Annotated in this window: 9 protein-coding genes; 6 read left to right on the top strand and 3 right to left on the bottom strand. The window is 42.9% G+C overall.

Going from position 1 to position 13,686, the window contains the following annotated elements:
* Positions 1-65: 65 nt before the first annotated feature.
* Entirely contained in the window at positions 66-809 is a 744-nt protein-coding gene (locus A6D97_RS18155) for a 5-oxoprolinase subunit PxpA (RefSeq protein WP_017060084.1), read from the bottom strand.
* 170 nt (positions 810-979) lie between these two features.
* Between A6D97_RS18155 and A6D97_RS18150 the strand changes: the two genes are divergently transcribed.
* The 4 genes from A6D97_RS18150 to galE all read left to right on the top strand — a co-directional run bounded on the left by A6D97_RS18150 (position 980) and on the right by galE (position 6,641).
* A complete protein-coding gene (locus A6D97_RS18150) occupies positions 980-3,043 on the top strand; it encodes a TonB-dependent receptor (protein ID WP_065584960.1) in 2,064 nt (687 codons plus the stop codon).
* Positions 3,033-3,569, top strand: coding sequence for a YfiR family protein (locus A6D97_RS18145; RefSeq protein ID WP_017071502.1), 537 nt, complete (start codon positions 3,033-3,035; stop codon positions 3,567-3,569). Before A6D97_RS18150 ends, A6D97_RS18145 begins: the two co-directional genes overlap by 11 nt.
* Positions 3,569-5,545, top strand: coding sequence for a diguanylate cyclase (locus A6D97_RS18140; RefSeq protein ID WP_065584959.1), 1,977 nt, complete (start codon positions 3,569-3,571; stop codon positions 5,543-5,545). The genes A6D97_RS18145 and A6D97_RS18140 overlap by 1 nt, the downstream gene beginning before the upstream one ends.
* A gap of 82 nt (positions 5,546-5,627) precedes the next feature.
* The gene (gene galE / locus A6D97_RS18135) at positions 5,628-6,641 is read left to right on the top strand and encodes a UDP-glucose 4-epimerase GalE (protein WP_017060088.1); all 1,014 of its coding nucleotides are present in this window, start codon (positions 5,628-5,630) and stop codon (positions 6,639-6,641) included.
* A gap of 340 nt (positions 6,642-6,981) precedes the next feature.
* Here galE and A6D97_RS18130 read toward each other — a convergent pair whose 3' ends face one another.
* Positions 6,982-9,114 carry a TonB-dependent hemoglobin/transferrin/lactoferrin family receptor gene (locus A6D97_RS18130; RefSeq protein WP_065584958.1) on the bottom strand — a complete coding sequence of 711 codons (2,133 nt, stop codon included), beginning with the start codon at positions 9,112-9,114 and terminating at the stop codon, positions 6,982-6,984.
* Between the two features lie 222 nt (positions 9,115-9,336).
* Between A6D97_RS18130 and A6D97_RS18125 the strand changes: the two genes are divergently transcribed.
* On the top strand, positions 9,337-10,224 hold the full coding sequence (locus tag A6D97_RS18125; protein ID WP_065584957.1) for a LysR family transcriptional regulator: 888 nt from the start codon (positions 9,337-9,339) through the stop codon (positions 10,222-10,224).
* Here A6D97_RS18125 and A6D97_RS18120 read toward each other — a convergent pair.
* The gene (locus A6D97_RS18120; protein ID WP_065584956.1) at positions 10,216-12,897 is read right to left on the bottom strand and encodes a bifunctional acetate--CoA ligase family protein/GNAT family N-acetyltransferase; all 2,682 of its coding nucleotides are present in this window, start codon (positions 12,895-12,897) and stop codon (positions 10,216-10,218) included. The genes A6D97_RS18125 and A6D97_RS18120 overlap by 9 nt on opposite strands.
* A 216-nt stretch (positions 12,898-13,113) precedes the next feature.
* Here A6D97_RS18120 and A6D97_RS18115 point away from each other — a divergent pair, with 216 nt between their 5' ends.
* Entirely contained in the window at positions 13,114-13,677 is a 564-nt protein-coding gene (locus A6D97_RS18115) for an SPOR domain-containing protein (RefSeq protein WP_017060092.1), read from the top strand.
* Positions 13,678-13,686 lie beyond the last annotated feature (9 nt).

Below are 13,686 nucleotides of genomic sequence, written 5' to 3'. Positions count from 1 at the left end.
CAATACAAATCAATTAGATCTCACGAGCGATTAGACCATGCGTCATACCAATCACACGCTTCATACTAATTAAAAGCGTTGAGGTCTTGTCTGATTTTTCTAATTAATGCGATGGATTGAGGGTTATCACCATGAACACAGATAGTATCAGCTTCAATAGGCAGTCTTTCGCCCTCTAAAGTCGTAACCGAGCCATAGTTAATGATTTGCATAACTTGGTTATAGATATCGTCTTGATTGACGTAAACCGAGCCTTTTTGAGTACGTGGCGCTAATTGTCCGTTATTTAAATAAGCACGGTCGGCAAACGCTTCAAACAAGAGAGGCAAGTCATGGTCGTCAGCAATATCCAAATACTGTTGATTGTCTGATGAGGAGAGAATCATCAACGGGATGTTAAACTCAGCGACGGCTTGGGCTACCGCATTGAACACATCAATGTTTGCCATCATATCGTTATAAAGAGCGCCATGAGGTTTCACATAGCCAACAGTGGTATGGTGATAGCGGCAAAGGGCTTGTAATGCACCGACTTGATAACAAACCAGCTCACTGATTTCGTCCATGGTGTGTGGAATAGAACGGCGACCAAAACCAACGAGATCTTGATAACCGGGATGAGCACCAATTTGGGTGTGATAGTGCTGCGCCAGTTTTATCGTCTTGGACATAACGTGCGGATCAGACGCGTGGAAGCCACAAGCGATGTTTGCCATATCGACCCATTCCATGACCGACTCGTCATCGCCCATCTTCCAATTGCCGAAACTTTCTCCCATGTCGCAATTAAGCAAAATCTTCGTTGTCACGTGGTGCTAATCCTTTACGTTGAGGTAAGTAATGACGGTCTTATAAATACCATAAATAAACAGTGACCTAACTCAAACTTTCGACACCGTAGATTTACCAGTATGGCATTTCATATATAGTTGAACTATTGATTAAAGGATTAATATCTATCTGTATATTAGGTGAGCACATGATATCCCGCCAGGTTTGCTTAGGACTAGCATTAACGACACCTGTTTTTGTAGCTGCTCAAGAAAACTCTTTAGACCAACTCATGTCGATGAGCCTTGAAGAGTTGTCTATGTTAGATGTTGAAATGGAAACGGCTTCGAAAGTAACACAAAAACTTACCGACATTCCCTCATCGGTTTATGTACTTTCTAATGAGCGAATTCAACGCAGTGGGGCTAAAACCATTGCTGAAGTGCTGACGCTAGTACCCGGCCTCAAAGTGACCAAGTTTAACGAGACCTCGTGGTTTGTTTCGACGCGCGGCTTTCATGATGGGCTGTATAACAAAATGCTCGTGATGATGGATGGACGAAGCTTATTTAGCCCAGTATATGGCGGCACGTATTGGAGCGATGTTGACTATATACTTGCCGATATCGAACGCATCGATGTATTAAAAGGCCCCGGCGGAACGATTTGGGGAGGCAATGCGGTTAATGGTGTGGTCAATATCATTACTAAGTCTGCCAATGATACTCAAGGGACGTATCTCTCTGGTGTCGCCTCTAATACTGATAATTACGAGTTTAGTGTTCGTCAGGGTTTAAGCCTGAATGATGATGTGAATGCGCGTGCATTCTATAAGTATCGAGAAGAACCCACGTATCGCACAAACGAATCTGAAAAATGGAAAGCGCAAACGGCAGGGATGGTGTTTCAACCAAGTAATGCCGAAGAAAGTTGGTCATTACGTATTGGTGGTGAGAAAAGCTTTTATGAGTCGGAACTCTATACGTTCCAATATGATAACTCAGGCTCATTTGTCGGTTCACAAGCCAATGATTTTGATAACAAGAGCCAATCTGTTTATGTCCAATTCAACGACTCTCGCCATTTTGATGAAAGTTCGACACTCTCATATTCGTTATGGGGTGAATATAATGAGGATAACGCGCCAGACGCCCCTGGAAGTTATTCCACAATCGATTTTGACTCGACCTATATCAACCAACTATCTGCAAAGCATCAGATGACACTCGGTGGTGGCCTGCGATATATGTATCTTGATTTCTCGTCTAGCCAAGTTTCGGACGTGGATTGGTACAATCCCGATTACTACGGTCGAGCTTACAACATCCAATCTGCCAACGATTATATTGCGAACGCTTTTATACAGTCTCAAATTCAAATGACGGAAGCGCTGTCTATTACTCTTGGTGCCAAGGTTGAACACTTTACACAGAATGAATCAACTGAGCTTTCACCTCAATTGCGTGGTTTATATAAGTTCACCCAACGTCACTCCGTATGGGCGGGGCTTAGCCGTGCGGTCGTTGCACCATCTTATATGGATTCCAATTCCACCTATTATTTCAATAGTTACAATGCTGACTCAAACAACAGCTACCTAGATGTATATAAATCAAGCTCGAGTCTTGAAACAGAGAGTGTCGTAACGGCGGAAATGGGTTATCGCTACTCAAACAATTCAAATTTCGAACTCGATGCAACGATTTATCTGAGTGAACATGACAACCTTCGCTTTCACAGCTATGATCCGAATGATATCCCTGCGAATCATGTCTATGTCGGTGCGTTGTCTGATGATTATAAAGCAAAAACCTATGGCTTAGAGTTAGGCGCAAGCTATCAAATTATAGAAGATTTCACCAGTTACCTGAGTTATGCCTATTCAACGTTAGAAGGCGAAAACAAGGGTGATGACCCTAAATCTAGCCCACAAACTGGCGTCTATCACGACATTGATAATGAACATTTAGCCACGGCACAGTTGATGTGGAATATCACCGATAGCTGGCAATTCGATGTTATCGGCCAATACATTAATGTGAATTACCCAGACTATTGGATAGCAGGTGATGGCACTCAATACGAATGGCAATCTTACCCACATGAAATAACCTTTGATGCACGTCTTGCATGGAAAAAATCATCCGCAGCACCTTTAATTGAAGTGGTCGTTGAAAACATTGGTAAGAGTGACGGCTATCAAGCTGAATTCACGCCTGAGAAAAGTGTTAACCAAGAGTCTGTATATGTGAGGGTCTCTCATGAATTCTAAGTGGCTCAAGTACCGTATTAAGCTCGGTTTTACTAAACTCAGCCTTGCCACTTTAGCTATGTTTATTGTGCCTTTGAATACATCGGCGGCTAGCTTCAAGCCTTATGAAGTGAAAGCGGTGTACCTTTTTAGAATTGCCAACTTTATTCGTTGGAACGACGAGAGCACCATGAATACGGTTAACTTCTGTGTGATTGGAGATGAGAAGGTAAGCAAAGCACTGACGTCGATTACACAAGGAAAATCTATTCGTTCTCTCGCTATCCGAGTTCAACAGTCGATTACTTCTAAGTGTGATATTACGTATTTGTCTGACCGTAAAAATGACCAATTTCTTAGTCAAGAGCACTCGCCACATACTGTGACAATCAGTGATATCCCTAACTTTACGGACTTAGGTGGAATCATTGAACTCACGCACATCGATAATAAGCTCAAACCTAAGATCAATCTAGAGAACGCAAGGCGCGGTGACTACGTCATTGGCTCGAACCTGTTACGAATCGCTATAGTGGAGGGCCAATAATGTTGTCTTTCATTAATAACATATCGATTAAAAACAAGCTGATATTACCCATTATCATCTTCATCGCAGTCACTTTTGTAACGATCCAATCGGTAAATTACACTGTCACGTTTGAGAGAGAGAAAGAGAGTCTTATTCAGCGTGTTAAAGTGCTAGCACAAGGTGTTGCTTATAACTTGCAAGCCGCGATTTTATTTGAAGACAAGTCATCGGCTCAGGAAATATTGTCAGCTTTCGTCGCAGATAAAGATATTGTTAGAGTGAAGCTCTATGACATCAACGAACAGCTTTTTGCCAGCTATCAGGTGAGCAACACTCTGGTTCCAAGGCCAAACGCAGAAGAATTAGACGATATCGCCGATCATCAATTTGCCATCTCTGAGCATTTCATCTTCTTGCTCGTTCCAGTGACACTGGATGGCGCAGTGATCGCGAACTTGAGAGTAACAATATCGAAAGAGACGTTTAATTCGATCTTAACGAATATTTTCAAGGTTGCGGTCGTCTACCTGTTGTTTCTGGTGATGTTAGGCGGAGTAGTGGTCAAATTGGTGCAACGCTTGATTATCGAACCGATGTTTGACCTCAATGAGGCGATGCAAGCCTTTGTTGAGCGTCGTTCGAAGCAGCCTAAATTAGTCGTAACGAACCGCGATGAAATCGGCGATCTGGTTCGAGCTTTCAATACCATGTTAGAAAGGCTTCAACATCGCGATAACCAAATCAATTTTACGTTAGACAAGTTACAAGAAGAAAAATCATTCGCAAATGAGGTCATTGAAACCGTTCAGCACTCTTTGTTGGTGGTGGATGAAAAAGGGCTCATTCTTCATGCGAACGCAGCTACTCGGGATATTTTTAAATGCTCGGAAGCCTTTCTTGAGAATTTGTTGATCCAAGAGTTGATCGCGACCAAGCAAACGGGTTACTTACAAGATGTTATTGATGCCAATATTGAACTTAATGACGAATTGCTGGAAACCACCGATCTCTTTCAATCAAAACGCTGGCTTCGTGTGAGCAGTCGTTCTTTGACAAAACATGGTCGTATTCTTTATGCAATCCAAGATGTCACTGACATAGAAACGGCCATGAGTCGCCAACGTATTGCTGCGGGTGTTTTCGAAAACAGTAAAGACGGCTTGATCGTGCTCAATTCGTCCAATGTGATAACCATGGTTAACCCGGCGATCACACAACTTCTCGGTTATCACTCTGATCTGCTGGTGGGCAAAACACCATTTGAAGTATTTTCGTGGCAGCAATTTTCATCATTAATGCCGACAATTCGCAGTTCGTTGGACAACTATGGTCAATGGCAAGGCGAAGTGTGGGAGAAGAGTGCGTCTGGCACGTTAGTTCCAATGTTTGTCAAAGTGAATCGAATTGCCTCAGACAACGAGAAAGACGAGTTTGATATGGTATTAACGCTGTCTGATTTATCCAACGTTAAAGAGATGGAAAGACTCGAACACTTGGCTCATCACGATGCATTAACCGGGTTAGCGAATAGAGCGCAGCTGTATAAGGTTATGGATGATGTTGTCACGTCGAGCCACTATTCAAATCAGCATTTTGCGGTTATTTACTTGGATTTGGATGGCTTCAAAGAAGTGAATGACAACTATGGTCACGATGCGGGTGACGAAATCCTTAAAGAAGTGTCAAACCGGTTATTATCTCAGGTAAGAGCGGGGGATTTGGTTGCACGTTTGTCGGGTGATGAATTTGTTCTTATTATTAAACAGACAAACAAAGTCTTATTAGCGAAGTTAGCCGAGCGATTGTTGGATCTGATCGGGCAAGAAGTGAATTATAAACAGCGTTCACTTCATGTTGGGGCGAGCTTAGGTATCAATTTAGTTGATGGCTCAGAGCGTGATATTGACGTGATTCTAAAGGTTGCTGATGAGGCTATGTACCAAGCGAAACGCAAAGGAAAAGGTCAGTTTGTGTTCGCTCGTGAGGGTAAATAGGCACCGGTGTTTGTGAGCTCACCCTAAGTTGTTGTATCATAAGTGATAGGTTGAATATTTTTAATTAAAAGGTCTGCTAAGCATGAATGTTTTAGTTACAGGTGGCATGGGTTACATTGGTAGCCATACAAGTATCCAGATGATCAACGCAGGTATGACACCTGTACTTTTTGATAGCTTGTACAACAGCAAACCAAGCGTTCTAGAGCGCATCGAAAAAGTCTCGGGCGTTCGTCCCAACTTCATTGAAGGTGACGTTCGTGATAAAGCGCTTTTGACTGAAACTATGAAGCAACACAACATCGAAGCGGTTATCCATTTTGCTGGTCTGAAAGCCGTCGGAGAGTCTGTGGAAAAGCCTCTTGAATACTACGACAACAACGTAAACGGCACTTTAGTTCTTGTTGATGCAATGCGTGATGCGGGTGTAAAAACCTTGGTATTTAGCTCTTCAGCAACGGTATACGGTGATCCTGCAAGTGTGCCAATTACTGAAGACTTCCCAACAAGCGCTACCAACCCATATGGTCGTAGTAAACTAATGGTTGAAGAGTGTTTAACCGATTTCCAAAAAGCCAATCCTGATTGGAGCATTACACTGCTGCGTTACTTTAACCCTGTAGGTTCACATCCAAGTGGTGAGCTAGGTGAAGACCCGCAAGGTATCCCAAATAACCTAATGCCATTTGTCTCTCAAGTAGCAGTGGGCCGCCGTGAATTCCTATCTGTATTTGGTAGCGATTATCCAACAAAAGACGGGACTGGCGTTCGCGATTACATCCACGTAATGGATCTGTCTGATGGCCACATCGCAGCGCTTGAGAAAGTAGGGTGCAAAGACGGTCTTCATATCTACAACCTTGGTACGGGTAACGGTTCAAGTGTGTTAGACATGGTTAAAGCATTCGAACAAGCAAGCGGTAAAGAGATCCCTTACAAGCTAGTTGAACGCCGTCCTGGTGACATCGCAGAGTGTTGGGCAGATCCAGCTAAAGCTCAGAAAGAACTGGGCTGGAATGCAAGCCGCACATTGGCTGAAATGACCGAAGATACATGGCGCTGGCAGTCAACAAACCCGAATGGATTCCCTGGTTAACCTAGTGGTTTCGTGAATGATTCAAAAATTAAAAGATGCTTTCGGGCATCTTTTTTGATCTTAATCGAATAAAAAGTAAATTAGTGGTTAAAAAGTATCATTCTGTATCCGCTGTGTTATTATGCTCGCGAATTATATGTTTAATGTTAATTTTCTTTGGAGTTAATCATGGAACTAGGCCTAATCATCACTTTCATCGTTGCTGCTGCAGTAATGGTTAAAAAAGAGATGGCAGAGAAGTAATTTCACTTATTACCTTTTTTATACAATTTTTTAGTGAAATAATAAAAGCCAGCATTTAGCTGGCTTTTTAGTATCTGCAATTCAGTTTTTTAACGAATTAGAATTCGTATTTAGCTGTAATTGACCAGTTACGACCTGCTTGCGTGTAATCTTTATCTTCTTGTGAGAATCCACGAACGTCATTCCACGAGTAGTACTCTTCATCCGTAACGTTGAAGAGACCTGCTCTAAGCGTAAGATCCTTCATCGGCAAGTAGTATGCTGTTAGGTCAACTACAGTTGCTGAATCAATTGGTAGAATTTCATCATTCAAACCATCGCTGTTGATATCACTAGACTTCTTACCTGCTGTGTAGCTTATGTTAAGTGATGTACCCCATAGTGCTGAAGGAGCATCATAGTTAAAACCAACGACAGCGTTCCAAGGGTTTACACTGTTAAGAGGATTACCTTCGCCATCTTCACCTTCAGTATACGTTGCAGAAACACGAGTACTAACACCTTTCACTGGCATGAAGCTATTCCAAGACTGTGTATTTGACGCTTCGATACCTTTAATTACGGCTTCATCAATGTTTACATTCTGATATATTGTTGGATCGGCCGGAGTGGCTGAGCCACTAACTGCTACGTTATCAATAAAGTTATCATAATCGCTGTAGAAGATAGCGATTTCGCTTGATGAATAATTTGTGTTATGACGCCAACCTAACTCGTATGAAATACTTTCTTCAGCTTCTAAGTCAGGGTTAGGGGCATTCAAATAACCGTGAGCAGGATTACCAAATGAGTAGTAAAGCTCTTGGAAATCAGGAGCTCTAAAGCCTTGGCTGATTTGACCGAAGATCTTATTTTCATCATTAAGCGTGTAAGTTGTACCCAAACGTCCGGTAACAGCTGAGTCTGAATATTTTGCATAAGACTCTTCTGGGTTACCACTTGGGTTTTGACTTGTATCACCTGGATCAGTTTCAAAACCATCAAAACGAACACCCGGAGTAATCATCCAATTTCCGATCGTCATTTCATTTTGAGCAAAGAATCCATATTTTCTTTCAGATGCGGCAGGGATGTAGAAAATAACTTGGTCTGCGCTGATGGAGTTATATTCGTTATTAACGTTTTGAATGTCTTTGTCCGAATATGAAGCGCCATAGATAAAGTAGTTTTCTACATTACCCGTCATGAAGAACTTATCGAATTGCACATCAAATTGATAACCTTCATCCTCGTAGATATAGTCCTTTTTCTGAACATTACCTGCCGGAGGTAGGAACATACCGCCATTAGAAGTACGATTAGTTACGCCATTCTCTTCTTTGCTCAGCCAGTCAGCTTGCCAAGTAATAGTATCTGCAAACGCTAGGTCAGCATCCCAAATATGTTTGATACCGATTTGCTGTTGGCTAGTTGTGTCTTCGCCAGTGTAGTCGGTGTAACTTGCACTATTTAAATCGGTATCACCAGAATTCTCAATGAAGTTACCAGAAAACTCTAAACGGTGTTGTTCGTTTAATTGGTACTGAAGCTTAACCAACAAGTTGTTGTTCTGAGTATCTTGCTCATCAGGTGTACCAAAGTTATCAGTTTGCTCACCGTCTCTGCGAGTATAAGCAACTAACGTTTCTAGGTCGCCAATACGATTTGCTAAAGCAACCGATTCGCTAAAGGTATTATCAGATGAAGAGTAGTTGAACTTCGCGTGGCCACCGAAGTCTTTGTCTTTTAAAAAGTCACTCGGGTCTTTTGTTTCGAACGCAGCAATACCACCAATCGCGTCAGAACCATACAGAGAAGAAGCCGCACCTTTAACAATCTCGACAGACTTCAACATATCCGTATCGACATCAATGCGTGAAGAGTTAATGAAGTTATATGACTGAGTACCACTTGGAGTAAATTGGCTAGTTTGTGATACTCCATCAACGATAACCTTTACTCGGTTACCTTCCATACCACGAATGTTAATACCTTGAATCCCTTGGCGAGAATTCGTAGTCACCGTGACACCTGGTGTGTACTTAAATAAGTCTTCTACATCCGTAACCATGTTTTTTTCGATATCTTTATCGTTAATCACAGTTACCGACGCAGCAACATCTTCAAGTTGTTGATTAGTACGAGTCGAAGATACAACAACCTCATCAAATAGGGCATAATCTTCAGCAAAGGCTGACGTTGATGAAAGCGCTAAAACGATTGAAGCAGAGAGTAGGGATTGCTTATACATCTGATAGTTACCTTAGTTCCATAGTATTATCTTGATTTGCGAAGATGATATTGGATCTAAATGATAATTACTATTATTTGCATTTAATTAATTTTCAACTTTATCAACTAATTCATAATTAATGCTCTTAATCACTTGTATTAAAAAGACTTATTCAGTTCCATTCATTTTGTGAATGCTTCTGTTTTTGTGATGTAAATCTCAATTTATAGTAGGAAAGCTATGCATAGCCCAATAACACTTGAAGCGTTACACATCCTAGACGCCATCGACCGACGTGGAAGTTTCGCCGCCGCGGCCAATGAAATGGACAGAGCGCCTTCATCACTCAGCTATCAAATACAGAAGCTTGAACAAGATCTAGACATCATGATTTTTGACCGCTCAGGCCACCGTGCAAATTTCACGGAAGCGGGTCAGTTGATACTTGAGCAAGGTAGAATCATTCTTGGAGCTACAGAACGTCTTGTTAACGAGGCAAGCATTCTAGCCAATGGTTGGGAGCTCGATTTGACCATCGCCTTTGATGGCATTATCCCGATTGCTAACTTTTTCCCACTGGTAGATGAACTAGGAAAAATCAGTAAAACACGCGTTCGTTTGCAAGAGGAAATCTTAGCGGGTTGTTGGGAATCTCTCACAGATGGTCGTGCTGACTTATTGATATGCCCTAAGCTCGATACAATTCCAAACGATATGAAAAGTGACGTAATTGGTAAAATGGAGATGGTGTGGGTCGCGGCATCAAGCCACTATGTTCACAATCGTTCTGGTGAATTCGATCAGAAGGCGAGAGAAAGTTACAGGGTTATTGCCATTGCAGACACCGCACGCGATCAGCCAGCACTAAGCATCAATATTCTAGAGAAACAGCCACGTTTAACCGTGACAAGCTTTCCTGCGAAAGTAGAGGCTTTGACATCAGGACTAGGGATTGGCACCTTACCGAATAGTGTCGCTAAACCTTTGATTGAATCTGGCGTACTACAGCAGATCTCCGGTACAGAACCACAACCGATCGATATTGTTATGGCTTGGCGACGCAACAAAATGGGCGACGCCAAGTCTTGGTGTATCCAACATCTTAAAAAGACATGGGCGTTAAAGTAACGGTAACACCATATCTGCAGTACCATCTTCAAAACTGATATCTAGCTTAAAACCGAGCTTTTGAGCTAGTGTCAGCATCCCTCTATTGGTTGGCATCGTCATACCCGACATCTGCTTGGTCTGCTTCGCACGGCAGTAATCGATAACCTTGGTCATAAGAATGCGACCTAGACCAACACCTTTAAGGTCAGAACGAATCAATATTGCGAATTCGGCGTCTGTGTTCTCAGGGTTAATCAGCGCACGGGACACGCCGATGATCGCTGGAACGCCTTGTTCCTCGCGAACGACCACAAAGGCGATTTCTCTATCGAAATCAATCTGAGTGAAATTCGCCAACGCCTCATGATTGAATTCACCGACATCACTAAAGAAACGCTTATAGAGATCTTCCTTAGACACACGGTTAATGAAGTCAGCATGAAGCGGTTCATCTTCGGGAAGAATAGGGCGTAACAACACTTCGGTTCCATCTTTTAGCTGGATACGTTCTTCAAGCTCGACCGGATAAGGGCGAATCGCAAGACGTTCCTGTGGATCGCCTTCGTACGCTTTCAAGATGATATCGGCATCTAATATCGTGAACTTGTCACCATTGGCCAGTACTGGATGGATATCCAAATCATGTATTTCAGGGCAATCCACTACCATTTGCGATATACGTACCAATAACTCAGACAAACCTTCTATATCGATGGGGTTAGGGAGTTTTTGTAGACGAATCTTGCCGCTTTTTATCGCTCGAATAATCAAGTAACGCGCCAGTGTCATGTTGAGCGGTGGAAAAGCAGCTGCGGCATCAATCGACTCATCCCACTCCGAACCACCTTGTCCAAGTAATATGATTGGGCCGAAGGTTTCGTCTGTTGTAACCTTAATACGCAACTCTTGGCCGCCCGCGAGCTTAGCCATACCTTGAATTAACAAGCCGTGGATGTTTGCTGTAGGGAAGGATAATTGAGAACGATCGAGAATTGCCTGAGCCGCATTGGCAACTTCACTGCTGTTTCGCAAATTGAGCATCACGCCTTGTACGTCTGACTTATGTGCAATATCCGGCGAACGTAATTTTACTGCGACGGGATAACCGATCGTTTCAGCGATGTGTACCGCTTCACTTGGGTCAGAAGCGATCCAAGTTGGTAACACATCGAGGTTGAAGCTCTTGAAAAACTGACTGTTTTGGTGAGTATCAAGGCTAACTGTATCTTTATCCAGTAGTTTTCTTTCTATCCAACCTTTCGCATCTGCTAGATCTTCAATGTGTACTTTTTCTGCAGTGGTCGGCGTTTCCATTAACTGACGTTGGTTACGTCTGTACTCGACTAAGTGCATGAATGCGACCACAGAGCTTTCAGGGGTCCGATAAGTTGGGAAACCCGCTTCGGTAAACAGCTTTCGTGCGGGCCTTGCTGTTAGCTCACCAGACCAATTCGTCAGGATGTTAAAGCGCTTGTGGCGAGGGTGCTTCTTAATCGCTTCAATAATTCGTTCTGCCGTTTTAGCGGAATGTGCGACCGCTGAAGGGCTGTGCATGATAAGAATCGCGTCTGCTTCATCGCCATCGAGTAAGATGTTTATAGTGTCGATATAACGTTGATCACCAGCGTCGCCGACAATATCGATAGGATTGCTATGAGACCAACTCGATGGCAAAACCTTGTTCAACTTATCAAGTGTCTCTTCTGAAAACTCTGCGAGCTTACCACCGCGGTCAAATAGGGTGTCCACAGCCATAATCGCAGGGCCGCCACCATTAGTAACAATAGCCAAGCGCTCGCCTCGCAATGGTACTGAATGAGTCAGTGTTTCTACCGCAGCAAACAGTTCATGTAAGTTCTTAACTCGTAGCATGCCGCTGCGTCGGATTGCGGAATCATAAATAATATCTAATGTGTCGGCACCGCCAGTGTGAGCCATTGCTGCGGCTCTGCCTTTCGCCGTTCGACCGCCTTTCAACACCAAAATTCGTCGGTTACGCGAAGCCGCACGCGCTGCAGAAATAAAGCGCCTCGCATCAGTAATGCTGTCTACACAAAGCAATATCGCTTCGGTGTGAGAGTCGGTACTGAGATAATCCAATAACTCCGAGAATTCGATATCGCTACCATTGCCTATAGAGATAAACGCCGAAAAACCGATCTCTTTGTCATTAGCCCAATCGAGAATAGTGGTACACACAGCTGCCGACTGAGAAACAAAGGCGATCTTACCGGGTAATGCTGTCACTGGAGAGAATGAGGCGTTCAAATTTAACCAAGGGACAATCACCCCCAAACTATTGGAACCCAACACTCGAATGTTGTGCTTTTTGGCAATCGCTAGGCATCGTTCATCATACGTCTCACCATTATCGCTTTCTTGCTGCATGTCTGAAGAAAGCACAATGACAGAGGCTATACCTTTCTCAGCCAGTTCTTCAAAAATAGCGACATTACGGGTCGCATTGGTACACAAGATTGCGAGGTCAGGAACAATCGGTAACGACAAAATGTTCTTGTAAGAAAGCACACCGGCCACTGAATCATATTTCGGCGTAACCGGCATCACCGCACCTTTAAAATCCCCATGCAACAAATTGTTCATAACAATATATCCTGCGCGTGTTTCTCGTTGAGAAGCACCAACAACAGCGATTGAACGGGGTTTAAGTAGGGGATCAAGATGATTCATAGACATATCCTAGCAATGCACGTAAGTTCATCGTAACTTACTTTGCACTCACAGGTTGATGGCAAATTCACCGAATTCAGATGAATAAGCAAACACTGCATAAAGTTTGTGAAATAGGTCACCCACTAATGGTGTATAATCCCAAAGTTAACTTGATTCTAAACCGACGTATCGGCATGATTTATAGTAATTATTATTAAGGATATAGAGCTTTCCATGAAAAAATTTGCAATTGTGACTTTGCCACTGCTCTTGGCTGCGTGTGTATCTGACGACTACGTTACCAATGTCACTTCAGATAGTTATCAAGAAGAGTACAAAACGGCAAAAGTTGAAGCTCCAGTTGTATCTCAATCTGAGCAAACAAGCGTTGTTGAAGAAAATGTTGTCAACGTTATCAGAACCGAACCTGTTGAACAGAAAGTCGCTCAAACGACTAAAGCGAAGCCAGTTGCAGTAGTGACAGGCCCAACCAAGAAACAACAAGACATGAACCAACGTTTTGGTTACACAGTTCAAGTTGTTGCTGTTGGCAGCCAAAGTAAAGTCGATTCTTTCGTGAAAATGCTACCTACGACTTCTCAACCAGTTTGGGAAAACTACAAAATGGTTAACGGCACTAAGTGGTTCACGGTACTTTATGGTGACTACGCAACACGCTTAGAAGCTAAAAAGGCAATCTCAACACTGCCGAACACTTTCCAAAACTTGAAGCCGTTCGTTAAGAGCATTGATGACATCAAGAACTCTGAATACCCAACGCTTAACAAGTTGAACTAAGTTTTGATT

The sequence above is a fragment of the Vibrio sp. ZF57 genome, from assembly GCF_001691235.1.
Lineage (GTDB): Bacteria > Pseudomonadota > Gammaproteobacteria > Enterobacterales > Vibrionaceae > Vibrio > Vibrio crassostreae_C.
The sequence above is the reverse complement of the archived record's forward strand: the minus strand, read 5'-3'. Positions and strand labels throughout refer to the sequence as shown.

What these genes read in the sequence shown, in the direction of transcription:
- A6D97_RS18150 (WP_065584960.1), top strand. Translation starts at nt 980, where the DNA reads ATGATATCCCGCCAGGTTTGCTTAGGACTAGCATTAACGACACCTGTT.
- A6D97_RS18145 (WP_017071502.1), top strand. Translation starts at nt 3,033, where the DNA reads ATGAATTCTAAGTGGCTCAAGTACCGTATTAAGCTCGGTTTTACTAAA.
- A6D97_RS18140 (WP_065584959.1), top strand. Translation starts at nt 3,569, where the DNA reads ATGTTGTCTTTCATTAATAACATATCGATTAAAAACAAGCTGATATTA.
- galE (WP_017060088.1), top strand. Translation starts at nt 5,628, where the DNA reads ATGAATGTTTTAGTTACAGGTGGCATGGGTTACATTGGTAGCCATACA.
- A6D97_RS18130 (WP_065584958.1), bottom strand. Translation starts at nt 9,114, where the DNA reads ATGTATAAGCAATCCCTACTCTCTGCTTCAATCGTTTTAGCGCTTTCA.
- A6D97_RS18125 (WP_065584957.1), top strand. Translation starts at nt 9,337, where the DNA reads ATGCATAGCCCAATAACACTTGAAGCGTTACACATCCTAGACGCCATC.
- A6D97_RS18120 (WP_065584956.1), bottom strand. Translation starts at nt 12,897, where the DNA reads ATGAATCATCTTGATCCCCTACTTAAACCCCGTTCAATCGCTGTTGTT.
- A6D97_RS18115 (WP_017060092.1), top strand. Translation starts at nt 13,114, where the DNA reads ATGAAAAAATTTGCAATTGTGACTTTGCCACTGCTCTTGGCTGCGTGT.